25 protein-coding genes are annotated in these 20,733 nt (G+C 58.9%); 13 read left to right on the forward strand and 12 right to left on the reverse strand.

What is annotated here, in order from left to right; all coding sequences use genetic code 11:
* Positions 1 to 5: 5 nt before the first annotated feature.
* Positions 6 to 530, reverse strand: a complete 525-nt coding sequence (yjgA, locus tag AC1RPZ_RS08685) for a ribosome biogenesis factor YjgA (RefSeq protein WP_493136647.1) — start codon at positions 528 to 530, stop codon at positions 6 to 8.
* A 108-nt stretch (positions 531 to 638) separates the two neighbouring features.
* On the opposite strand from yjgA, the gene pmbA reads away from it, so the two are divergent.
* The gene (gene pmbA / locus AC1RPZ_RS08690; protein ID WP_493136649.1) at positions 639 to 1,985 is read left to right on the forward strand and encodes a metalloprotease PmbA; all 1,347 of its coding nucleotides are present in this window, start codon (positions 639 to 641) and stop codon (positions 1,983 to 1,985) included.
* A gap of 78 nt (positions 1,986 to 2,063) precedes the next feature.
* Here pmbA and AC1RPZ_RS08695 read toward each other — a convergent pair whose 3' ends face one another.
* From AC1RPZ_RS08695 to AC1RPZ_RS08740, 10 genes are all read right to left on the reverse strand, one after another.
* Positions 2,064 to 2,342 carry an HPr family phosphocarrier protein gene (locus AC1RPZ_RS08695; RefSeq protein ID WP_493136651.1) on the reverse strand — a complete coding sequence of 93 codons (279 nt, stop codon included), beginning with the start codon at positions 2,340 to 2,342 and terminating at the stop codon, positions 2,064 to 2,066.
* Between the two features lie 15 nt (positions 2,343 to 2,357).
* Complete coding sequence (rapZ, locus tag AC1RPZ_RS08700) at positions 2,358 to 3,215, reverse strand: RNase adapter RapZ (RefSeq protein ID WP_493136653.1); 858 nt, start codon at positions 3,213 to 3,215, stop codon at positions 2,358 to 2,360.
* 2 nt (positions 3,216 to 3,217) lie between these two features.
* Positions 3,218 to 3,682 (reverse strand): PTS IIA-like nitrogen regulatory protein PtsN, encoded by a 465-nt coding sequence (ptsN, locus tag AC1RPZ_RS08705; RefSeq protein ID WP_493136655.1) that lies wholly within the window; start codon positions 3,680 to 3,682, stop codon positions 3,218 to 3,220.
* Between the two features lie 12 nt (positions 3,683 to 3,694).
* Positions 3,695 to 4,003, reverse strand: coding sequence for a ribosome hibernation-promoting factor, HPF/YfiA family (gene hpf / locus AC1RPZ_RS08710; protein ID WP_493136656.1), 309 nt, complete (start codon positions 4,001 to 4,003; stop codon positions 3,695 to 3,697).
* 109 nt (positions 4,004 to 4,112) lie between these two features.
* Entirely contained in the window at positions 4,113 to 5,606 is a 1,494-nt protein-coding gene (locus tag AC1RPZ_RS08715) for an RNA polymerase factor sigma-54 (protein ID WP_493136657.1), read from the reverse strand.
* 183 nt (positions 5,607 to 5,789) lie between these two features.
* The gene (gene lptB / locus AC1RPZ_RS08720) at positions 5,790 to 6,515 is read right to left on the reverse strand and encodes an LPS export ABC transporter ATP-binding protein (RefSeq protein WP_493136658.1); all 726 of its coding nucleotides are present in this window, start codon (positions 6,513 to 6,515) and stop codon (positions 5,790 to 5,792) included.
* Positions 6,515 to 7,060 (reverse strand): lipopolysaccharide transport periplasmic protein LptA, encoded by a 546-nt coding sequence (gene lptA, locus AC1RPZ_RS08725; protein ID WP_493136659.1) that lies wholly within the window; start codon positions 7,058 to 7,060, stop codon positions 6,515 to 6,517. The genes lptB and lptA overlap by 1 nt, the downstream gene beginning before the upstream one ends.
* Entirely contained in the window at positions 7,047 to 7,619 is a 573-nt protein-coding gene (lptC, locus tag AC1RPZ_RS08730; RefSeq protein WP_493136660.1) for an LPS export ABC transporter periplasmic protein LptC, read from the reverse strand. Before lptC ends, lptA begins: the two co-directional genes overlap by 14 nt.
* A gap of 7 nt (positions 7,620 to 7,626) precedes the next feature.
* Positions 7,627 to 8,151 carry a KdsC family phosphatase gene (locus tag AC1RPZ_RS08735; RefSeq protein WP_493136661.1) on the reverse strand — a complete coding sequence of 175 codons (525 nt, stop codon included), beginning with the start codon at positions 8,149 to 8,151 and terminating at the stop codon, positions 7,627 to 7,629.
* A complete protein-coding gene (locus AC1RPZ_RS08740; RefSeq protein WP_493136662.1) occupies positions 8,151 to 9,125 on the reverse strand; it encodes a KpsF/GutQ family sugar-phosphate isomerase in 975 nt (324 codons plus the stop codon). Before AC1RPZ_RS08740 ends, AC1RPZ_RS08735 begins: the two co-directional genes overlap by 1 nt.
* A 272-nt stretch (positions 9,126 to 9,397) precedes the next feature.
* On the opposite strand from AC1RPZ_RS08740, the gene AC1RPZ_RS08745 reads away from it, so the two are divergent.
* The 10 genes from AC1RPZ_RS08745 to hisC all read left to right on the forward strand — a co-directional run bounded on the left by AC1RPZ_RS08745 (position 9,398) and on the right by hisC (position 17,404).
* Positions 9,398 to 10,207, forward strand: a complete 810-nt coding sequence (locus AC1RPZ_RS08745; protein WP_493136663.1) for an ATP-binding cassette domain-containing protein — start codon at positions 9,398 to 9,400, stop codon at positions 10,205 to 10,207.
* Complete coding sequence (gene mlaE, locus AC1RPZ_RS08750) at positions 10,207 to 11,004, forward strand: lipid asymmetry maintenance ABC transporter permease subunit MlaE (protein ID WP_493136664.1); 798 nt, start codon at positions 10,207 to 10,209, stop codon at positions 11,002 to 11,004. Before AC1RPZ_RS08745 ends, mlaE begins: the two co-directional genes overlap by 1 nt.
* Positions 11,004 to 11,471, forward strand: coding sequence for an outer membrane lipid asymmetry maintenance protein MlaD (mlaD, locus tag AC1RPZ_RS08755; protein ID WP_123424284.1), 468 nt, complete (start codon positions 11,004 to 11,006; stop codon positions 11,469 to 11,471). The genes mlaE and mlaD overlap by 1 nt, the downstream gene beginning before the upstream one ends.
* Positions 11,472 to 11,481: 10 nt before the next feature.
* On the forward strand, positions 11,482 to 12,141 hold the full coding sequence (locus tag AC1RPZ_RS08760) for an MlaC/ttg2D family ABC transporter substrate-binding protein (protein WP_493136665.1): 660 nt from the start codon (positions 11,482 to 11,484) through the stop codon (positions 12,139 to 12,141).
* Positions 12,138 to 12,443 (forward strand): STAS domain-containing protein, encoded by a 306-nt coding sequence (locus tag AC1RPZ_RS08765; protein ID WP_054593985.1) that lies wholly within the window; start codon positions 12,138 to 12,140, stop codon positions 12,441 to 12,443. Before AC1RPZ_RS08760 ends, AC1RPZ_RS08765 begins: the two co-directional genes overlap by 4 nt.
* 114 nt (positions 12,444 to 12,557) lie before the next feature.
* The gene (locus AC1RPZ_RS08770) at positions 12,558 to 12,797 is read left to right on the forward strand and encodes a BolA family protein (protein ID WP_007912386.1); all 240 of its coding nucleotides are present in this window, start codon (positions 12,558 to 12,560) and stop codon (positions 12,795 to 12,797) included.
* Between the two features lie 22 nt (positions 12,798 to 12,819).
* Entirely contained in the window at positions 12,820 to 14,085 is a 1,266-nt protein-coding gene (murA, locus tag AC1RPZ_RS08775; protein WP_493136666.1) for a UDP-N-acetylglucosamine 1-carboxyvinyltransferase, read from the forward strand.
* Between the two features lie 166 nt (positions 14,086 to 14,251).
* Positions 14,252 to 14,887: an ATP phosphoribosyltransferase gene (hisG, locus tag AC1RPZ_RS08780; RefSeq protein ID WP_493136667.1), complete on the forward strand. Its 636-nt coding sequence runs from the start codon at positions 14,252 to 14,254 to the stop codon at positions 14,885 to 14,887.
* A 124-nt stretch (positions 14,888 to 15,011) separates the two neighbouring features.
* Complete coding sequence (gene hisD, locus AC1RPZ_RS08785; protein WP_493136668.1) at positions 15,012 to 16,349, forward strand: histidinol dehydrogenase; 1,338 nt, start codon at positions 15,012 to 15,014, stop codon at positions 16,347 to 16,349.
* Between the two features lie 2 nt (positions 16,350 to 16,351).
* On the forward strand, positions 16,352 to 17,404 hold the full coding sequence (gene hisC, locus AC1RPZ_RS08790) for a histidinol-phosphate transaminase (protein WP_493136669.1): 1,053 nt from the start codon (positions 16,352 to 16,354) through the stop codon (positions 17,402 to 17,404).
* A 138-nt stretch (positions 17,405 to 17,542) separates the two neighbouring features.
* Here the strand turns inward: hisC and algW are convergent, their stop codons facing one another.
* Positions 17,543 to 18,697 (reverse strand): Do family serine endopeptidase AlgW, encoded by a 1,155-nt coding sequence (gene algW / locus AC1RPZ_RS08795; protein WP_493136670.1) that lies wholly within the window; start codon positions 18,695 to 18,697, stop codon positions 17,543 to 17,545.
* Between the two features lie 102 nt (positions 18,698 to 18,799).
* Here algW and AC1RPZ_RS08800 point away from each other — a divergent pair, with 102 nt between their 5' ends.
* Together AC1RPZ_RS08800 and cysD are read left to right on the forward strand one after the other, a co-directional pair.
* Positions 18,800 to 19,558 (forward strand): Nif3-like dinuclear metal center hexameric protein, encoded by a 759-nt coding sequence (locus AC1RPZ_RS08800; RefSeq protein ID WP_493136671.1) that lies wholly within the window; start codon positions 18,800 to 18,802, stop codon positions 19,556 to 19,558.
* 250 nt (positions 19,559 to 19,808) lie between these two features.
* The gene (cysD, locus tag AC1RPZ_RS08805; RefSeq protein ID WP_493062453.1) at positions 19,809 to 20,726 is read left to right on the forward strand and encodes a sulfate adenylyltransferase subunit CysD; all 918 of its coding nucleotides are present in this window, start codon (positions 19,809 to 19,811) and stop codon (positions 20,724 to 20,726) included.
* Positions 20,727 to 20,733 lie beyond the last annotated feature (7 nt).

Genomic DNA, 20,733 nt, shown 5'->3' on the forward strand with positions numbered 1-20,733 from the left:
GAGATTTAACGCAGACCGCGTTGAGTCTCGTCCAGCTCACGGATGTACTTGAAGATTTTACGGCTCGATGCCGGTGGCTTGTTGGTCGCCAGTTCGTGCTGGGCCTGACGGATCAGGGAGCGCAACTGTTGACGATCAGCCTCCGGGTAATCGACGACGAATTTCTCCAGGACGCCGTCGTCGCCAGCGATCAAGCGATCGCGCCAGCGTTCCAGGCCGTGGAAACGTTCGTTGTACTGCCGGGTGGAGGCATCGAGTTGATCGAGCAACGTCAGAATGGCGTCAGTGTCCTGATCGCGCATCAGTTTGCCGATGAACATGAGATGCCGTTTACGCGCAATGTTCGCGGTGTGCTTGGAAGCATCGGCCAGGGCCCGGCGCAAAGCGTCGGTCAACGGCAGTTTTGCCAGCAAGTCAGGCTTGAGTGTTGTAAGGCGCTCGCCGAGGTCAACCAGAGCATGCAGCTCGCGTTTGACCTGGGATTTGCTTTTTTCTCCCGTATCGAGGGAGTCGTCGTAAGAATCAACCATGGTGGCCGTCCGCAAAGAAACGCCGCCATGATAACCAGTCGGGGGCCGCTTGTCCGGCCCGGTCGCGCGATGACCTTAACCGAAAGCAGAATTTGAGTGGAGAACAGCATGAGTGCAGTTGAAAGCGTCGGCCCACAAGCGTTGCCGGCACTACAAGAGCAAGTCGAGCAGATCATCGCCGAAGCCAGGCGTCAGGGTGCGAGTGCCTGCGAAGTGGCCGTGTCTCTGGAGCAGGGCCTGTCGACCTCGGTGCGTCAGCGGGAAGTTGAAACCGTTGAGTTCAACCGTGATCAGGGCTTTGGCATCACCTTGTATGTCGGCCAGCGCAAAGGCTCGGCCAGCACCTCGGCCAGTGGCCCCGAGGCCATTCGCGAAACCGTCGCTGCCGCCCTGGCCATCGCCAAGCACACCTCCGAAGACGAACACTCGGGCCTGGCCGACGCCGCGCTGATGGCCAAGGACCTGCCGGACTTCGACCTGTTCCACGAATGGGACATCACCCCTGAGCAAGCGATCGAGCGAGCGCTGGCCTGTGAAGCGGCGGCGTTTGCCACCGATAGCCGGATCAAGAACGCCGATGGCACCACCTTGAGTACTCACCAGGGCTGCCGCGTGTACGGTAACAGCCATGGTTTTATCGGCGGTTATGCGTCGACGCGTCACAGCCTGAGCTGCGTGATGATTGCCGAAGCTGACGGCCAGATGCAGCGCGACTATTGGTACGACGTCAATCGCCAGGGCAACCTGCTGGCGGATCCGGTGAGCATTGGCCAACGTGCGGCGCAACGTGCGGCCAGCCGCTTGGGCGCACGTCCGGTGCCGACCTGCGAAGTGCCGGTACTGTTTTCCGCAGAATTGGCGGGCGGTCTGTTCGGCAGTTTCCTGGGGGCGATTTCGGGCGGCAACCTGTACCGCAAGTCGTCGTTCCTCGAAGGCGCGCTGGGCCAGAAACTTTTCCCTGAATGGCTGACGATCGATGAGCGTCCGCACCTGATGCGTGCGATGGGCAGTTCGGCGTTCGATGGCGATGGTCTGGCAACGTATGCCAAACCGTTCGTCGAGAAGGGGGAGTTGGTGTCTTACGTGCTGGGTACTTATTCCGGCCGCAAACTCGGTATGCCGAGCACCGCCAACTCCGGAGGGGTGCACAACCTGTTCGTCACACACGGCGATGAAGACCAGGCGGCGCTGCTGCGACGCATGGGACGTGGCTTGCTGGTGACCGAATTAATGGGGCAGGGCTTGAACATGGTCACCGGTGACTACTCTCGCGGTGCGGCGGGTTTCTGGGTCGAGAATGGTGAAATCCAGTTCGCGGTCCAGGAGGTGACTATCGCCGGCAACATGCGCGACATGTTCAAGCAGATCGTTGCGGTGGGTAATGACCTGGAACTGCGCAGCAACATTCGCACGGGTTCGGTGTTGATCGAACGGATGACAGTGGCGGGTAGCTAAACCCTTACCGTTAAGCAAAAAAGGCGCGCCACCCAATGGGGGGCGCGCCTTTTTTAATGGCCGCGTTCGGACGATCCTTTACTCGCCTTCGCCGAAATAGTTGTTGATCAGCGCTTTCAACGCATCCAGCGCCTCCTGAGCTTGATCACCTTCTGCGTTAAGGTGGATCGTCGTTCCCTTGCCGGCGGCCAGCATCATCATGGACATGATGCTCTTGCCATCGACCATTTTGTTCTGGTCGGGGGTGCGGCCCACTCTGATCTCACAGGGAAACTCCGCAGCTTTGCCTACGAATTTGGCGGAAGCGCGGGCATGCAGGCCCAGTTTGTTGATGATTTCAATTTCCAGAGCGGGCATCGCGGTGTGAATCCTTTAGCTAAGGTCGCGGTGGCGAACCTGGACGTTCTTCAGGGATTGTTGCAGGACCTGACCCAGACGTTCGGTCAGGTAGACGGAGCGGTGATGCCCGCCGGTGCAGCCAATGGCGATGGTGACGTAAGCGCGGTTGCTGGCGGCAAAGCGCGGCAGCCATTTGAGCAGGTAGGTGGAGATGTCCTGGAACATCTCTTCGACATCCGGCTGAGCAGCCAGATACTCGGCAACCGGCTGGTCCAGCCCGGATTGCGCGCGCAGTTCCGGCTTCCAGTATGGGTTCGGCAAGCAGCGCACATCGAACACCAGATCGGCATCGACCGGCATGCCCCGCTTGAAACCGAAGGACTCTACCAGAAACGCAGTGCCCGGCTCTGGCTGGTTCAGGAGGCGCAACTTGATGGTGTCGCGCAGCTGATACAGGTTCAGATGGGTGGTGTTGACCTTGAGGTCGGCCAGGTCAGCAATCGGCCCCAGCAGATTGGTTTCGTCATCGATGGCTTCGGCCAGCGAGCGGTTGGCGTTGCTCAGCGGGTGGCGGCGACGGGTTTCCGAGAAACGCTTGAGCAGGGTTTCTTCGTCGGCGTCCAGATACAGCACATCGCATTGAATGTGCCGGCTGCGGACTTCCTCCAGCAGCTCCGGGAAGCGTGACAGGTGGCTAGGCAGGTTGCGCGCATCGATGGAAACCGCGACCAGTGGTTGCGCCAACTCGGTGTGAATCAGTGCGCGCTCGGCCAATTCCGGCAACAGGCCGGCCGGCAGATTGTCGATGCAATAGTAGCCGTTGTCCTCCAGTACATCGAGGGCGGTGCTTTTACCTGAGCCAGAGCGGCCGCTGACGATGATCAAGCGCATGGTTAGTGACCGTTCTGCTCGTCGAGGACAACCTGATACAAGGCTTCATTACTTTTTGCGCTGCGCAGGCGATCGCGGACTTCTTTACGATCGAGCATGCTGGCGATCTGGCGGAGCAGTTCCAGGTGTGCATCGGTAGCGGCTTGCGGGACCAGCAAAACAAACAGCAGGTCGACCGGAGCACCGTCGATGGCGTCGAAATCTATTGGGGCGTCCAGGTGCATCAAGGCACTGATGGGCGACTCGCAACCTTTGAGGCGGCAGTGGGGGATGGCGATGCCGTTGCCAAAACCGGTCGAACCGAGTTTTTCACGGGCAATCAGGCTTTCGAAGACATCTTGCATCTCCAGATCCGGCACTTCGCGGGCGATCAGGTTGGCAATTTGTTCGAGAGCTTTCTTTTTACTGCCACCCGGCACGTTCACCAAAGAACGGCCGGGGGTCAGGATGTTTTCAAGTCGGATCATGGGTTGGGAGTATTAACGACCGGTTGCGCCTTGGAGCTGGCCCTGGGTCTTTTCCTTATGCTTTTTGAGTTGGCGATCCAGTTTGTCGGTCAGGGCGTCGATCGCGGCATACATGTCGTTATGCTCAGCGTTGGCGACCACTTCTCCACCGGGGATATGCAGTGTGGCTTCGATTTTCTGCAGCAGCTTCTCGACGGTCATCGTGACCTGCACATTGGTGATCTTGTCGAAATGCCTTTCTAATCGTTCGAGTTTTTCGCCGATGTAGATGCGCAGGGGTTCGGTCACTTCCAGTTGGTGTCCACTGATATTGACTTGCATACAGCTTCTCCTTCGTTGCCAGTGCATAAGGCGGCAGGCTGGTTTGCCTGCCACTAGAGCGTGTCCGAAAAACTTTCGAACACACCCTGGAACGCTATGGCGTAGCCCGTCACATCAACCGCTTGCGTTCGCTCGAAGGCGCGATCCCCAAGGATTCGCGGTACTTGGCGACGGTGCGGCGGGCCACCTGAATGCCTTGTGCCTCCAGTAAACCAGCGATCTTGCTGTCACTCAACGGCTTTTTCTGATTTTCCGCAGCAACCAGTTTTTTGATGATCGCGCGGATCGCTGTGGACGAGCATTCACCGCCTTCAGAGGTGCTGACGTGGCTGGAGAAAAAGTATTTCAGTTCATAGATACCGCGTGGGGTATGCATGAATTTTTGCGTGGTCACCCGTGAAATCGTCGACTCGTGCATGCCGACCGCTTCGGCGATGTCATGCAGGACCAACGGCTTCATGGCTTCATCGCCGTACTCGAGGAAGCCGCGCTGGTGCTCGACGATCTGGGTGGCGACTTTCATCAGGGTTTCGTTGCGGCTTTGCAGGCTCTTGATGAACCAGCGCGCTTCCTGCAACTGATTGCGCATGAAGGTGTTGTCGGCGCTGGTATCGGCGCGACGGACGAATCCGGCGTATTGCGGGTTGACGCGCAGACGCGGAACCGACTCCTGGTTCAGCTCCACCAGCCAGCGTTCGTTGTCTTTGCGCACTATGACGTCAGGCACCACGTATTCGGCTTCGCTGGACTCGATTTGCGAACCCGGACGCGGGTTGAGGCTCTGTACCAGTTCGATGACCTGGCGCAGTTCATCTTCCTTGAGCTTCATGCGGCGCATCAGCTGGCTGTAGTCGCGGCTGCCCAGCAGGTCGATGTAGTCGATGACGAGGCGCTTGGCCTCGGCTAACCAAGGGGTCTTGGCGGGCAGTTGGCGCAGTTGCAGCAACAGGCATTCGCCGAGGTTGCGTGCGCCGATGCCGGCAGGCTCGAATTGCTGGATGCGATGCAGGACGGCTTCGATCTCGTCCAGTTCGATGTCCAGTTCCGGATCGAAGGCTTCGAGGATTTCCTCAAGCGTTTCGTCCAGGTAGCCCTGATTGTTGATGCAGTCGATCAGGGTGACGGCGATCAGCCGATCGGTGTCGGACATCGGCGCCAGGTTCAATTGCCAGAGCAGATGGCTCTGCAGGCTCTCGCCGACGGAGGTGCGAGTGGTGAAGTCCCATTCGTCATCATCGTTGCTCGGCAGGCTGCTGGCGCTGGTCTGGTAAACGTCTTCCCAGGCGGTGTCGACCGGCAGCTCGTTAGGGATGCGCTCGTTCCAGTCGCCTTCCTCGAGGTTATCCACCGTGGGCGCGGTTTCCTGGTAGGAAGGTTCCTGGATATCGCTGTTGGGTTTCTGCTCGATGTTGTCCGCCATCGGGTCGGCGTTATCGAAGTCGTCGCCTTCTTCCTGGCGTTCGAGCATTGGATTGGACTCCAATGCCTCCTGGATTTCCTGTTGCAGGTCCAGGGTCGACAATTGGAGCAGGCGGATGGCCTGTTGCAGCTGCGGTGTCATCGTCAGCTGCTGGCCCATTCTCAAGACTAGCGATGGTTTCATGGCAGGGGCTTAACACCTTAATTCGCCGGCGCACATGCGCCATCCACTACAGGGCGCCGGAGCGCCAAACATAAGCAAATTATATGCCTGAAACTGAAGTGTTTGCCTAGAGCGCTGTAACAATAAAAGCATGCAAAGTTTTATTGAGGCAGTGCCCAGACGACAGGCCAGACACCTCAGTGCTTACAGGCGGAACTCATGGCCCAGATACACTTCCTTGACCAGATCGTTGGCCAGGATGGTTTCAGCGTCGCCTTCGGCGATCAACTGGCCATCGTTGACGATGTAAGCGGTTTCGCAGATGTCCAGGGTTTCGCGGACGTTGTGGTCCGTGATCAGCACGCCGATGCCCTTGGCCTTGAGGTGATGAATGATCTGCTTGATGTCGCCCACTGAAATCGGGTCCACGCCGGCGAACGGTTCGTCGAGCAGGATAAATTTCGGCGCTGTGGCCAGGGCGCGAGCGATTTCCACGCGGCGACGTTCGCCACCGGAAAGGCTCATGCCGAGGTTTTCGCGGATGTGGTTGATGTGGAATTCCTGCAGCAGGCTTTCCAGCTCCTTGCGACGACCGGCCTTGTCGAGTTCCTTGCGGGTCTCGAGGATGGCCATGATGTTGTCGGCGACCGAGAGTTTGCGGAAGATCGACGCTTCTTGCGGCAGATAGCCGATACCCGCTTGTGCACGACCGTGCATCGGCTGGTGGCTGACGTCCAGGTCGTCGATCAGTACGCGCCCCTGATCGGCCTGGACCAGGCCCACGATCATGTAGAAGCAGGTGGTCTTGCCGGCGCCGTTCGGGCCAAGCAGACCGACGATCTGGCCGCTGTCGATCGACAGGCTGACGTCACGCACGACCTGGCGGCTCTTGTAGCTCTTGGCCAGATGCTGAGCTTTCAGAGTTGCCATTACTGGGCCTTTTGCTCGTCAGTTTTCTTTTTCGGCTGGATAACCATATCGACTCGTGGGCGCGGCGCAGTCATCGAGGCGCCGGTGGCACGGCCTGCGTTAGCAACCTGCTTGACGGTGTCGTAGACGATTTTCTCGCCTTCGGTGGTGTTGCCGTCATTGATGACCTTGGCCTTGTCGATCAGTACAATGCGGTTTTGCGCGGCATGGTACTGGATAGTCACCCCATAGCCCTTGACCGGCTGCGGATCGCCAACCTTCTGCAACTGCTCGAAGTACGCCAGGTTGCCCACCGAGGTCACGACATCGATTTCGCCGGCCTTGGTGCGGGTGATGGTCACGGTGTTGCCGGTGATTTTCATCGAGCCCTGGGTAATGATCACGTCACCTTTGTAGGTGGCGATGCCTTGTTTGTCATCCAGCTGAGCGTCGTCGGCCTGAATGCGAATAGGTTGCTGGCTATCGTTCGGCAGAGCCCAGGCGCTCACGCTTCCCAGTGCTGCGCCCAGACTGAGCAAAATAGGGAGAGTTTTAACGAGCCTCATACTGTCCTCTTACGTTCGATAGCAGGTGTATCCTGCTGTCTTTCAAATACGCTTTCATTCCGTTACCAGTCGATACACCACCAGCGCCGTCGATTCTAACGGCTTGCTCGGTCTGCGCATATTGCTGCTGCGGGAATACCGTCATACGACTACTGGTAATAAGCATCGGGCGGTTCTTCTCATCGGTGCGTGCGATACGTACCGAGTCGATCAATTCAACTTCAGTGCCGCCCGAATTGACCTCGCCGCGTTCGCTCTGGACGTGCCAGGGGAAGGTGGTGCCCCGATACATGTTCAGGTCGGGCTTGGTCAGCAGGGTAATGTCGGTGGCTTTGATGTGCTCGACCTTGTCGGACGTCATGTTGTACTGCAATTTACCGTCGGGCAGGTACTGCACGCTGTGGGCGTTGATGGCGTAATAGTCGATCTGGCTCTCGTCGACGTGCGCTACCGGCTTGTCGAGGAAGCGTTCCGGGCTGATGTTCCAGTAGCCAGCGGCCGCGAACAGTGCGGCTATGACCCCATAAAGCAGTATGTTGCGAAACTTTTTGCTCAGCATGGGTGGCTCACAGGTACGCGGCGTTAGCCGCTTCAAGGTTGCCCTGGGCGCGCAGGATCAGTTCACAAAACTCGCGAGCAGCACCTTCGCCGCCACGAGCCAGGGTGATGCCATGGGCGTGTTCGCGGACGAAGCTGGCGGCGCTGGCCACTGCCATGCCCAGCCCGACGCGGCGAATCACCGGCAGATCCGGCAGGTCATCGCCCAGGTAGGCAACCTGCTCATAGCTTAGGCCCAGTTGCGCCAGAAGCTCGTCGAGCACCACCAGTTTGTCCTCGCGACCCTGATACAGGTGAGGAATGCCGAGGTTTTTGGCCCGTCGCTCGACCACTGGGGTCTTGCGTCCGCTGATAATGGCAGTCGTCACGCCGGAGGCCATCAGCATCTTGATGCCCTGGCCGTCGAGGGTGTTGAACGTCTTGAATTCGCTGCCGTCCTCGAGGAAGTACAGGCGACCGTCAGTCAGCACGCCATCGACGTCGAAAACCGCCAGCTTGATGTTTTTGCCGCGTTGCAGCAGGTCCGCGCTCATTACATTACTCCCGCACGCAGCAAATCGTGCATGTTCAAGGCGCCCACCGGACGGTCCTCGCTATCGACCACGACCAGTGCGTTGATCTTGTGGTCTTCCATGATTTTCAGGGCCTCGGCGGCGAGCATCTCGGCGCGCGCGGTCTTGCCATGAGGGGTCATGACGTCATCGATGGTGGCTTGATGGATGTCGATGGTACGGTCCAGCGTGCGGCGCAGGTCGCCGTCCGTGAAAATGCCGGCGAGTTTACCGTCTGCTTCCAGTACTACGGTCATGCCCAGACCCTTGCGGGTCATTTCCATCAACGCATCTTTGAGCAGCGTGCCGCGCACGACTTGCGGCAGCTCCTGGCCCGCGTGCATGACGTTTTCGACCTTTAGCAACAAGCGGCGACCCAGAGCGCCGCCAGGGTGTGAAAACGCGAAATCTTCGGCAGTAAAACCGCGGGCTTCCAGCAAGGCAACGGCCAGTGCGTCACCCATCACCAGTGCCGCGGTGGTGGAAGAGGTTGGCGCCAGGTTCAGTGGGCAGGCTTCGTGCTCGACGTGAACATTGAGGTTCACTTCGGCAGCCTTGGCCAATGGCGAACCTGGGTTGCCGGTCAGGCTGATCAGTTTAATACCCAGACGCTTGATCAGCGGCAGCAGCGTGACAATTTCGTTGGTGGAGCCGGAGTTCGACAATGCGAGGATGATGTCGTCGCGGGTGATCATGCCCATGTCGCCGTGACTGGCTTCGGCCGGGTGCACAAAAAAAGCCGTGGTGCCGGTGCTGGCGAGGGTGGCCGCAATCTTGTTGCCGATGTGTCCGGATTTACCCATGCCGACCACGACCACGCGGCCTTTGCTGGCCAGAATCATCTCGCAAGCGCGTACGAAATCTGCGTCGATATGGGCCAGCAAGCCTTCTACGGCTTCAAGCTCGAGGCGGATGGTGCGTTGTGCTGATTGAATCAGGTCGCTGGATTGGCTCATGTCAGAAATCGTATAGCCTGATGAAAAGGCGGCGATTATAGCGGTAATGAACAAATCCCTCACGTTAGTTCGTCGTGCTTTATTCAGGCGACTCCCGCAAACGCTGAAACTTGCGTCTTTTTGCCTGTCTTGATGCTGAACACCGCAGGCTTCGGCCTTGGGCGCTTCGTATTAGCAGTGATATAGTTCGTCGCCAGTTCGGCCAGGATGTCATGTGCTCTCGGCAGGGAGCACGGCGTCCGAGTGAGAGGCTTGCATCGCAAGGAGTTTAGATGAGTGCCGATAACGCCTACGCGGTCGAGCTGAAGGGAGTGACCTTCAAGCGCGGCGCGCGCAGCATTTTCAATAATGTCGATATTCGCATTCCGCGCGGTAAGGTCACCGGTATCATGGGGCCTTCCGGCTGCGGAAAAACCACACTGCTGCGCCTGATGGGTGCGCAGTTACGCCCTTCAAGTGGCGAAGTGTGGGTCAACGGGCAAAATTTGCCCATGCTGTCTCGAAGCGACCTGTTTGATGCGCGCAAGCATATGGGCGTGCTGTTTCAGAGCGGCGCACTGTTCACGGATCTCGATGTTTTCGAAAATATCGCCTTTCCGCTGCGCGTTCATACCCAGCTTCCGGATGAAATGATCCGTGACATCGTCCTGCTCAAGTTGCAGGCGGTGGGGTTGCGCGGTGCCATCGACCTGATGCCCGATGAGTTGTCCGGCGGCATGAAGCGTCGTGTTGCGCTGGCACGGGCCATTGCCCTCGATCCGCAAATTCTGATGTACGACGAGCCATTTGTCGGTCAGGACCCGATCGCCATGGGCGTTCTGGTGCGCCTGATCCGTCTGCTTAACGACGCCTTGGGCATCACCAGCATCGTGGTCTCCCATGATCTGGCCGAGACCGCGAGCATTGCCGATTACCTGTATGTCGTGGGTGATGGGCAGGTGTTGGGGCAGGGGACTCCCGATGAACTGATGGACTCCGATAACCCGCGGATTCACCAATTCATGAAGGGTGATCCAGATGGGCCGGTACCGTTTCACTTTCCAGCGACGGATTACCGCGCAGATCTTCTGGGGAAGCGCTGATGCGCAAGATTTCACTAATAGAGAGAGTTCGTCGATTCGGCCAGGCCGGCATCGACAGCGTCGCGGTGCTCGGTCGTTCATCGCTGTTTCTGTTTCACGTCCTGCTGGGGCGTGGTGGCATCAGTGGCGCCTTTGGCTTGCTGGTCAAGCAGATGCACTCGGTCGGCGTGATGTCCCTGGTGATCATCGTGGTTTCCGGGATATTCATCGGGATGGTGCTGGCACTGCAAGGCTTCAACATTTTGTCCAGTTACGGTTCGGAGCAGGCGGTCGGGCAGATGGTTGCGCTGACGCTGTTGCGAGAGCTGGGGCCGGTGGTGACTGCATTGCTGTTCGCCGGGCGTGCCGGTTCTGCGTTGACCGCTGAAATCGGCAACATGAAGTCCACCGAGCAGTTGTCCAGTCTGGAAATGATTGGCGTCGACCCGCTCAAGTACATCATTGCCCCCCGGCTGTGGGCCGGCTTCATTTCCCTGCCACTGCTGGCGATGATTTTCAGCGTGGTCGGGATCTGGGGCGGTTCCTGGGTGGCTGTCGACTGGTTGGGTGTGTATGAAGGCTCTTACTGGTCGAACATGCAAAACAGTGTGACGTTTGACGGTGACGTGCTCAATGGCATCATTAAAAGCATCGTCTTTGCCTTTGTCGTGACCTGGATCGCCGTATTCCAAGGCTATGACTGCGAGCCCACTTCAGAAGGGATCAGTCGTGCCACCACCAAAACCGTGGTGTATGCCTCGTTGGCCATTCTCGGCCTGGACTTTATTTTGACCGCCTTGATGTTTGGAGATTTCTGATGCAAAACCGCACCCTGGAAATCGGTGTCGGCCTTTTCTTGCTGGCTGGCATCCTGGCTTTAGTGTTGCTTGCCCTGCGGGTCAGTGGGTTGTCCCCTGTCTCCAGCACCGACAGCTATAAACTTTATGCGTATTTCGACAATATCGCCGGTTTGACGGTCAGATCAAAAGTGACCATGGCCGGTGTGACTATCGGCAAGGTCACGGCAATCGATCTGGATCGCGACAGCTTCACCGGTCGAGTGACGCTGCAGCTGGAAAAGCGCGTAGATAATCTGCCGACTGACTCCACTGCATCTATCCTCACGGCAGGCCTGTTGGGCGAGAAGTACATCGGTATCAGCGTGGGCGGGGAAGAGACCCTGCTCAAGGATGGCGGGACCATTCATGACACGCAGTCGTCGCTGGTGCTTGAAGACCTGATCGGTAAATTCCTGCTCAATACCGTTAGCAAAGACGCTAAATAAGGAGTTTTTCATGTTCTCTACCTTGCGACGTGGCCTGTTGGTATTACTTGCGGTCTTGCCGTTTATGGGGCACGCCGTGGCTGCGCAGTCTGCGCACGAAATCGTGCAGGACACCACAAGCCGGTTGCTCGCCGACCTGACGGCCAATAAAGCGAAGTACAAGCAGGATCCGAATGGCTTTTACGACTCCTTGAACAGCATCGTTGGCCCCGTGGTGGACGCCGAGGGCATCTCCAAGAGCATCATGACGGTCAAGTACTCGCGCAAGGCCACGCCTGAGCAAATGAAAACCTTTGAAAATAACTTCAAAAGGGGCCTGTTCCAGTTCTATGGCAATGCCTTGCTCGAGTACAACAATCAGGGCATCACCGTCGACGCGGCAAAGGATGAGTCGGGAGACCGTACAAGCGTTGGTATGACGGTCAAAGGCAGCAATGGCGCGATCTATCCTGTGTCTTACACACTGGAAAAGATCAATGGCGAGTGGAAGCTGCGTAATGTGATCATCAACGGCATCAACATCGGCAAGCTGTTCCGTGATCAGTTCAGCGACGCGATGCAGCGCAATGGCAATAACCTGGACGCGACCATCAATGGTTGGGCCGGTGAAGTCGCCAAAGCCAAGGAAAAGACCGAAGCTGAAACGACTCAGAAGAAGCCCGCCCAATGAGTGAGTCGGCTGTCAGCATGGGCGAGGCCGGTGAGCTGATGCTCAGTGGCGTACTCGATTATCGTACCGGACCGGCCCTGCGCAAGCAGGGCCAGGCCTTGATCAAGTCGAGCACGGCGTCCGCATTGGTGGTTGATTGCTCGGGCGTGCAAAAGTCCAGCAGCGTTGGCTTGTCGTTGTTGCTGTGTTTCATGCGTGACGCGCAAGCGGCGGGCAAGGCGTTGAGCATCCGTGCTCTGCCCGATGACATGCGCGAAATCGCTCAGGTCAGCGAATTGACCGAGCTGTTGGCGCACCCATAACTACCATCTATAAAGAAGCCCCCCGTCAGAGTCCTGCCATGCGGGGTTCGCAGGCGCGGGGCTTTTTTGTATGATGTCCGACCCGCGCGCACAGGGCGCCGATTGAGGTTGAGCATGCAGGCCGTAGAAGTGAAGAGCTTCCTTGAAGGAAAGCTGCCCGGAACGTTGGTAGAAGTTGAGGGCGAAGGCTGCAACTTTCAGCTGAACGTGATTAGCGATGAACTGGCGGCATTGAGCCCGGTCAAGCGTCAGCAGCAGATCTATGCCCATTTGAACCCATGGATCACCGATGGCAGCATCCATGCGGTCACTATGAAATTTTTCAGCAGCGCGGCCTGGGCCGAGCGCACCTGAGCCCAAGGGCGTCGAGATTCTTATGGATAAATTGATTATTACCGGCGGCGTTCGTCTTGATGGCGAAATCCGCATCTCCGGGGCAAAGAACTCTGCCCTGCCGATTCTGGCTGCAACACTGCTGTGCGATGGCCCGGTGACGGTCGCCAACCTGCCGCACCTGCACGACATCACCACCATGATCGAGCTGTTCGGTCGCATGGGCATTGAGCCGGTAATCGACGAGAAACTCAGCGTCGAAATCGACCCGCGCACCATCAAGACGCTGATCGCTCCGTACGAACTGGTTAAAACCATGCGTGCGTCGATTCTGGTTCTGGGTCCGATGGTCGCGCGTTTCGGTGAAGCTGAAGTCGCACTGCCTGGCGGTTGCGCCATCGGTTCGCGTCCGGTCGACCTGCACATTCGTGGCCTTGAAGCCATGGGCGCAACCATTGACGTGGAAGGCGGTTACATCAAAGCGAAGGCGCCAGAAGGCGGCCTGCGCGGTGCAAGCTTCTTCTTCGATACCGTCAGCGTGACCGGTACCGAGAACATCATGATGGCCGCGGCGCTGGCCAACGGTCGCAGCGTGCTGCAAAACGCTGCCCGTGAGCCTGAAGTCGTCGACCTGGCGAACTTCCTCAATGCCATGGGCGCCAACGTCCAGGGTGCCGGCACCGACACCATCACCATCGAAGGTGTGAAGCGTCTGCACACCACGACTTACAAAGTCATGCCGGACCGTATTGAAACCGGGACTTACCTGGTGGCTGCTGCTGTGACCGGCGGTCGCGTGAAGGTCAAGGACACCGATCCGACCATCCTTGAAGCCGTTCTGGAAAAACTCAGGGAAGCTGGCGCCGAAATCACTACCGGCGAAGACTGGATCGAGCTGAACATGCACGGCAAGCGGCCGAAAGCCGTCAACGTGCGTACCGCTCCGTACCCGGCGTTCCCGACCGACATGCAAGCGCAGTTCATCTCCCTCAACGCGATTGCCGAAGGCACTGGCGCAGTGATCGAGACGATCTTCGAAAACCGCTTCATGCACGTCTACGAACTGCACCGCATGGGTGCTCACATCCAGGTCGAAGGCAACACCGCGATCGTCACCGGCATCGAAAAGCTCAAGGGCGCGCCAGTCATGGCCACCGACCTGCGGGCCTCGGCCAGCCTGGTGATTTCGGCGCTGATCGCCGAAGGCGACACGCTGATCGATCGCATCTACCACATCGATCGTGGTTACGAGTGCATCGAAGAGAAGCTGCAGATGCTCGGCGCGAAAATCCGCCGCGTACCGGGCTAGTTTCTGCTGCATGGGCACAGGGACGTGCCCTCCATGTCGCGTAACAGCGCAGCAGCTGTTACGCGACATGGATGGATTTGTTTAAAGTTGGGGGTGTAACCCTCGATGTGTGTCCGGCGCCGTTTGCGACCGGGCATCAGTAGCCTGATAAGGACTGACGTTTCCCATGTTGACCATCGCACTGTCCAAGGGCCGCATCCTTGACGACACCCTGCCGCTTCTGGCTGAAGCGGGCATCGTGCCGACCGAGAATCCGGACAAGAGCCGCAAGCTGATCATCTCCACGACCCAGGCCGATGTGCGCTTGCTGATCGTGCGCGCCACCGATGTGCCGACCTACGTCGAGCATGGTGCCGCTGACCTGGGCGTCGCCGGTAAAGATGTGCTGATGGAATACGGCGGCCAGGGCCTGTACGAGCCACTGGATCTGCAAATTGCCCAGTGCAAGCTGATGACCGCCGGTAAAATCGGCGCGGTCGAGCCCAAGGGCCGTCTGCGCATCGCCACCAAGTTCGTTAACGTTGCCAAGCGTTACTACGCCGAGCAGGGCCGTCAGGTCGACATCATCAAGCTTTATGGCTCGATGGAACTGGCGCCGCTGATTGGTCTGGCGGACAAGATCATCGACGTAGTCGACACCGGTAACACGCTGCGGGCCAACGGCCTGGAGCCACAGGATTTCATTGCTGCCATCAGCTCCCGGCTGATCGTCAACAAAGCTTCGATGAAAATGCAGCACGCCCGTATCCAGGCGTTGATCGACACCCTGCGCAAGGCAGTGGAGTCTCGACACCGCGGCTGATTTACCTGCGCGACCTTGAGTCGCGCCCGTCTATCCGCCTCATAGCCAGAATTCTCAGGTGCCCAAGCGGATCGATGGTAGCTTCGGGTACCTGAGTTTTCGCCATTCCTATGAGGCTCTCGCTATGACCGCACCGACTGCAATTCGCCGACTCAACGCTGCTGACCCGGATTTCGCGCATCATCTGGATCATCTGCTGAGCTGGGAAAGTGTGTCTGACGACTCGGTCAATCAGCGGGTGCTGGAGATCATCAAGGCTGTGCGCGAGCGCGGCGATGCGGCGCTGGTTGAATTCACCCAGAAGTTCGACGGCCTGCAGGTGGCGTCAATGGCCGACCTGATTCTGCCGCGCGAGCGTCTGGAACTGGCGCTGACCCGGATCACCGTGCCGCAGCGCGAAGCCCTGGAAAAAGCCGCGGCGCGGGTGCGCAGCTACCACGAAAAACAGAAGCAGGACTCCTGGAGCTACACCGAAGCCGACGGCACGGTGCTCGGCCAGAAGGTCACGCCGCTGGATCGCGCCGGTCTGTACGTCCCGGGCGGCAAAGCGTCCTATCCGTCTTCGGTGTTGATGAACGCGATTCCGGCCAAGGTTGCCGGCGTGACCGAAGTGGTCATGGTCGTACCGACGCCACGGGGTGAAGTCAACGAACTGGTACTGGCGGCGGCGTGCATCGCTGGCGTCGACCGGGTGTTCACCATCGGTGGTGCGCAGGCAGTTGCTGCGCTGGCCTATGGCACCGAAAGCGTGCCCAAGGTCGACAAGGTCGTTGGCCCCGGCAACATCTATGTCGCCACCGCCAAGCGTCACGTATTCGGCCAGGTCGGTATCGACATGATTGCCGGCCCTTCGGAAATCCTCGTGGTGTGCGACGGTCAGACCGATCCGGACTGGATCGCCATGGACCTGTTCTCCCAGGCCGAGCACGACGAAGACGCCCAGGCGATTCTGGTCAGCCCCGACGCCGGGTTCCTCGACAAAGTGGCGGCGAGCATTGCCAAACTGCTGCCAACCATGGAACGCGCCAAAATCATCGAAACCTCGATCAACGGCCGTGGTGCGCTGATTCAGGTTCGCGACATGCAGCAGGCCATCGACGTGGTCAACCGCATCGCGCCGGAACACCTGGAATTGTCGGTGGCCGATCCGCAAGCCTGGCTGCCGCAGATCCGCCACGCCGGTGCGATCTTCATGGGGCGCCACACGTCCGAGGCTTTGGGCGATTACTGCGCCGGTCCCAACCACGTGCTGCCGACTTCCGGCACTGCGCGTTTCTCCTCGCCGCTGGGTGTGTATGACTTCCAGAAACGTTCGTCGATCATCTTCTGCTCCGAGCAGGGTGCCTCCGAACTGGGCAAGACCGCTTCCGTGCTGGCCCGTGGCGAGTCGCTGACCGCCCACGCCCGCAGCGCCGAGTACCGCATCGTTGACGAACTCTCTATTGAAGGGCAGGGGAAATGAGCATGAGTAAATTCTGGAGTCCGTTCGTCAAGGATCTGGTGCCGTACGTGCCGGGCGAGCAGCCGAAGCTGGCGAAGCTGGTCAAGCTCAACACCAACGAAAACCCTTACGGTCCATCGCCCAAAGCACTGGCGGCGATGCAAACCGAACTGAACGACAACCTGCGTCTGTACCCGGACCCCAACAGCGACCTGCTAAAGCAGGCGGTGGCTGAGTATTACGGCGTGCAGGGCAATCAGGTGTTCCTCGGCAACGGCTCGGATGAAGTGCTGGCGCATGTTTTTCACGGCCTGTTCCAGCACGGCCAACCGCTGCTGTTCCCGGACATCAGCTACAGCTTTTATCCGGTGTATTGCGGCTTGTACGGCATTCCATTCGATGAGGTGCCGCTGGACGAGCAGTTCCAGATTCGCGTCTCGGACTATGCCAAGCCAAACGGCGGGATCATTTTCCCCAACCCGAACGCACCGACCGGTTGCCTGTTGGCGCTGGACGCCGTGGAGCAAATCCTCAAGGCCAACCCTGATTCGGTGGTAGTCGTCGACGAAGCCTATATCGACTTCGGCGGCGAAACGGCGATCAGCCTGGTCGACCGTTACCCGAACCTGCTGGTGACTCAGACCCTGTCCAAGTCGCGTTCGCTGGCCGGCTTGCGCGTGGGCCTGGCGGTAGGGCATCCGGACCTGATCGAGGCGCTGGAGCGGATCAAGAACAGCTTCAACTCCTATCCACTGGATCGCCTGGCAATCGTCGGTGCAGCGGCGGCGTTTGAAGATCGCGAGTACTTCGACAAGACCTGTCAGCGGGTGATCGACAGTCGTGAGCGTGTGGTCGAGCAATTGCAGGAGAAGGGTTTTGAGGTGTTGCCGTCAGCAGCGAACTTCATCTTTGCCCGTCACCCACAGCATGATGCGGCCGGTCTGGCGGCGAAGTTGCGTGAGCAAGGCGTGATCGTCCGGCACTTCAAGCAGGAACGGATTGCCCAGTTCCTGCGCATCACCATCGGTACGCCAGAGCAGAACCAGGCGTTGATCGACGGCCTCGGCGACCTTTAACACAACGCCGAACCTGTGGGAGCGAGCTTGCTCGCGATGACGGTTTAACAGTCAACGATGATGTTGAATGTTACGGCCTCATCGCGAGCAAACGGAACGCCGCCCGGCTGCTCCCACAGGGTTTGTGGTGTTGCCCGCTTACTCTTCTTCCTTGACCGGTGCGGGTGGCGGACGCAGGCCGATTTCTGCGGTCAGCTTGAGTTCCTTGCCATTGCGCATGACCTGGACGCTGACCTTGTCGGTTGGTTTGATACGCGCCACCTGGTTCATCGAACGGCGGCCATCGCCGGCCGGTTCGCCGTCAATGCTGAGGATCACATCGCCCAATTGCATGCCGGCTTTTTGCGCCGGGCCGTCGCGGAAAATTCCCGCAACGACAATCCCTGGGCGCCCGGACAGGCCGTACGACTCTGCCAGTTCCTGACTCAACGGCTGCACTTCAATCCCGAGCCAGCCGCGAATCACCTGACCGTGCTCGATGATTGACTTCATCACTTCCATCGCCAGTTTGATCGGGATCGCGAAACCAATGCCCTGAGAACCGCCGGATTTGGAGAAAATCGCGGTGTTGATCCCGGTGAGGTTGCCATTGGCATCCACCAGCGCGCCGCCGGAGTTACCCGGGTTGATCGCGGCGTCGGTCTGGATGAAGTCTTCGTAGTTGTTCAGGCCCAGTTGATTGCGCCCGGTGGCGCTGATGATGCCCATGGTCACGGTCTGGCCGACACCAAACGGGTTGCCGATGGCCAGCGCGACATCGCCAACACGAATGTTTTCCGAGCGGCCGACAGTGATCGATGGCAGGTTCTTCAAATCGATTTTCAGCACCGCGAGGTCGGTTTCCGGGTCGCTGCCGATCACGCGAGCCAGGGTTTCACGACCATCCTTGAGCGCGACAACAATCTGGTCGGCACCCGTGGTCACGTGGTTGTTGGTCAGCAAGTAACCTTCCGGGCTCATGATCACCCCGGAACCGAGGCTCGATTCCATGCGCTTCTGCTTGGGCGCGTTGTCGCCGAAGAACCGCCGGAATTGCGGGTCTTCAAACAGCGGATGGCTGGTTTTGTTGACCACTTTGGTGGTGTAGAGGTTGACCACCGCCGGTGCAGCCATGACCACGGCGTCGGCGTAGGACACCGGCCCCTGTTGGGTCTGAGTGGTTTGTGGGGCTTGCTGCAGGTTCACATCCAGGCTTGGCAGCCCGACCCATTGTGGGTAACGCTGGATAATCAGCAACGCGATAAGCACGCCGGCCAGCAGCGGCCAGCCCAAAAAACGCAGACCCTTGAGCATTGAACAAATCCTGGGAGGTTACGAAGAGCCGGCTACGGCCCATAATGTCGCGCATTATACGAGGCCGCGCGCGCCTCTGAACGGGATATTTAGGAGTCTTTTATGGCCGTCGCCCTGAGCACCCTGGTAGAAGAAGCGGATCGTTACCTTGCCAGTTCGCGGATTGCCGATTATTGCCCTAACGGCCTGCAAGTCGAAGGCCGGCCGCAGGTCATGCGCATCGTCAGTGGCGTCACGGCCAGCCAGGCATTGCTCGATGCAGCGGTCGAAGCCAAGGCCGATCTGGTGCTGGTGCACCACGGCTACTTCTGGAAAGGCGAAAACCCCTGCATTACCGGTATGAAGCAGCGTAGGCTCAAAACCCTGCTCAAGCACGATATCAGCCTGCTGGCCTATCACTTGCCGCTGGATCTGCATCCGGAGGTGGGTAACAACGTACAACTGGCTCGCCAGCTGGACATTACGGTCGAGGGCCCGCTGGACCCGGAAAACCTCAAAGTGGTCGGACTGGTCGGTTCGCTTGCCGAACCCATGACCGCGCGCGATTTTGCCCGTCATGTGCAAGAGATCATGGGCCGTGAGCCGCTGCTGATCGAGGGCAGCGAGATGGTCCGGCGCGTCGGCTGGTGTACGGGCGGTGGTCAGGGCTATATCGATCAGGCGGTGCTGGCGGGTGTCGACTTGTACCTGAGCGGCGAAGCGTCCGAGCAAACCTTCCACAGCGCCCGGGAAAACGACATCAGCTTCATCGCCGCCGGCCATCACGCCACCGAACGCTACGGCGTGCAGGCGCTGGGGGATTATCTGGCGCGACGGTTTGCTCTTGAACACATCTTCATCGACTGCCCGAATCCGATTTGACGCAGGCATTCAATGTGGGAGCGAGCTTGCTCGCGATTACGGACTGACATTCACCATGGATGTCGACTGAAACACCGCTTTCGCGAGCAAGCTCGCTCCCACAGGACCTCGTACACTGCCCTAACGCGGGGGTATATTCATATGCCCTTTCGATCTAGTTGGCGTCCTGATTAGAAGAGGTCGCTGTGCTAGCATTCGTCGCTCGAACACGGCCCGCTGGCCGTTCATAAGAAAGCTTTCGTGAGTAGCCATGGTCGACAAACTGACGCATCTGAAACAGCTGGAGGCGGAAAGCATCCACATCATCCGCGAGGTGGCCGCCGAGTTCGACAACCCGGTGATGCTGTACTCCATCGGTAAAGACTCCGCCGTGATGCTGCATCTGGCACGCAAGGCGTTCTTCCCGGGCAAGCTGCCGTTTCCGGTGATGCACGTCGACACCCAATGGAAGTTCCAGGAGATGTACAGCTTCCGCGACAAGATGGTCGCAGAGCTGGGCCTTGACCTGATTACCTACGTCAACCCGGAAGGCGTGGCGCAAGGAATCAACCCCTTCACCCACGGCAGTGCCAAGCACACCGACATCATGAAGACCGAAGGCCTGAAACAGGCTTTGGACAAGTACGGCTTCGACGCTGCCTTTGGTGGTGCGCGCCGCGATGAAGAGAAATCCCGCGCCAAAGAGCGCGTGTACTCGTTCCGCGACAGCAAGCACCGCTGGGATCCGAAGAACCAGCGCCCGGAGTTGTGGAACGTCTACAACGGCAAGGTCAACAAAGGCGAATCGATCCGCGTATTCCCGCTGTCGAACTGGACCGAACTGGACATCTGGCAGTACATCTACCTTGAAGGCATCCCGATCGTCCCGCTGTACTTCGCCGCCGAGCGCGATGTCATCGAGAAGAACGGCACGCTGATCATGATCGACGACGAGCGCATCCTCGAGCACCTGAGCGACGAAGACAAAGCCCGCATCGTCAAAAAGAAAGTGCGTTTCCGTACCCTTGGCTGCTACCCGTTGACGGGCGCGGTGGAGTCCGAGGCCGAAAGCCTCACGGACATCATTCAGGAAATGCTCCTGACGCGAACTTCCGAGCGCCAGGGCCGGGTCATCGATCACGATGGCGCCGGCTCGATGGAAGACAAAAAACGTCAAGGCTATTTCTAAGGGGCTG

It is taken from the genome of Pseudomonas sp. GW822-FHT02D10, assembly GCF_058802345.1.

Coding starts and splice junctions, on each gene's coding strand:
- AC1RPZ_RS08800 (WP_493136671.1), top strand. CDS start 18,800: ATGGCCGTCGCCCTGAGCACCCTGGTAGAAGAAGCGGATCGTTACCTT.
- AC1RPZ_RS08715 (WP_493136657.1), bottom strand. CDS start 5,606: ATGAAACCATCGCTAGTCTTGAGAATGGGCCAGCAGCTGACGATGACA.
- algW (WP_493136670.1), bottom strand. CDS start 18,697: ATGCTCAAGGGTCTGCGTTTTTTGGGCTGGCCGCTGCTGGCCGGCGTG.
- murA (WP_493136666.1), top strand. CDS start 12,820: ATGGATAAATTGATTATTACCGGCGGCGTTCGTCTTGATGGCGAAATC.
- AC1RPZ_RS08745 (WP_493136663.1), top strand. CDS start 9,398: ATGAGTGCCGATAACGCCTACGCGGTCGAGCTGAAGGGAGTGACCTTC.
- mlaD (WP_123424284.1), top strand. CDS start 11,004: ATGCAAAACCGCACCCTGGAAATCGGTGTCGGCCTTTTCTTGCTGGCT.
- hisD (WP_493136668.1), top strand. CDS start 15,012: ATGACCGCACCGACTGCAATTCGCCGACTCAACGCTGCTGACCCGGAT.
- lptA (WP_493136659.1), bottom strand. CDS start 7,060: ATGAGGCTCGTTAAAACTCTCCCTATTTTGCTCAGTCTGGGCGCAGCA.
- AC1RPZ_RS08770 (WP_007912386.1), top strand. CDS start 12,558: ATGCAGGCCGTAGAAGTGAAGAGCTTCCTTGAAGGAAAGCTGCCCGGA.
- AC1RPZ_RS08740 (WP_493136662.1), bottom strand. CDS start 9,125: ATGAGCCAATCCAGCGACCTGATTCAATCAGCACAACGCACCATCCGC.
- pmbA (WP_493136649.1), top strand. CDS start 639: ATGAGTGCAGTTGAAAGCGTCGGCCCACAAGCGTTGCCGGCACTACAA.
- AC1RPZ_RS08765 (WP_054593985.1), top strand. CDS start 12,138: ATGAGTGAGTCGGCTGTCAGCATGGGCGAGGCCGGTGAGCTGATGCTC.
- lptC (WP_493136660.1), bottom strand. CDS start 7,619: ATGCTGAGCAAAAAGTTTCGCAACATACTGCTTTATGGGGTCATAGCC.
- yjgA (WP_493136647.1), bottom strand. CDS start 530: ATGGTTGATTCTTACGACGACTCCCTCGATACGGGAGAAAAAAGCAAA.
- mlaE (WP_493136664.1), top strand. CDS start 10,207: ATGCGCAAGATTTCACTAATAGAGAGAGTTCGTCGATTCGGCCAGGCC.
- hisC (WP_493136669.1), top strand. CDS start 16,352: ATGAGTAAATTCTGGAGTCCGTTCGTCAAGGATCTGGTGCCGTACGTG.
- hpf (WP_493136656.1), bottom strand. CDS start 4,003: ATGCAAGTCAATATCAGTGGACACCAACTGGAAGTGACCGAACCCCTG.
- rapZ (WP_493136653.1), bottom strand. CDS start 3,215: ATGCGCTTGATCATCGTCAGCGGCCGCTCTGGCTCAGGTAAAAGCACC.
- cysD (WP_493062453.1), top strand. CDS start 19,809: ATGGTCGACAAACTGACGCATCTGAAACAGCTGGAGGCGGAAAGCATC.
- AC1RPZ_RS08695 (WP_493136651.1), bottom strand. CDS start 2,342: ATGCCCGCTCTGGAAATTGAAATCATCAACAAACTGGGCCTGCATGCC.
- AC1RPZ_RS08760 (WP_493136665.1), top strand. CDS start 11,482: ATGTTCTCTACCTTGCGACGTGGCCTGTTGGTATTACTTGCGGTCTTG.
- lptB (WP_493136658.1), bottom strand. CDS start 6,515: ATGGCAACTCTGAAAGCTCAGCATCTGGCCAAGAGCTACAAGAGCCGC.
- hisG (WP_493136667.1), top strand. CDS start 14,252: ATGTTGACCATCGCACTGTCCAAGGGCCGCATCCTTGACGACACCCTG.
- ptsN (WP_493136655.1), bottom strand. CDS start 3,682: ATGATCCGACTTGAAAACATCCTGACCCCCGGCCGTTCTTTGGTGAAC.
- AC1RPZ_RS08735 (WP_493136661.1), bottom strand. CDS start 8,151: ATGAGCGCGGACCTGCTGCAACGCGGCAAAAACATCAAGCTGGCGGTT.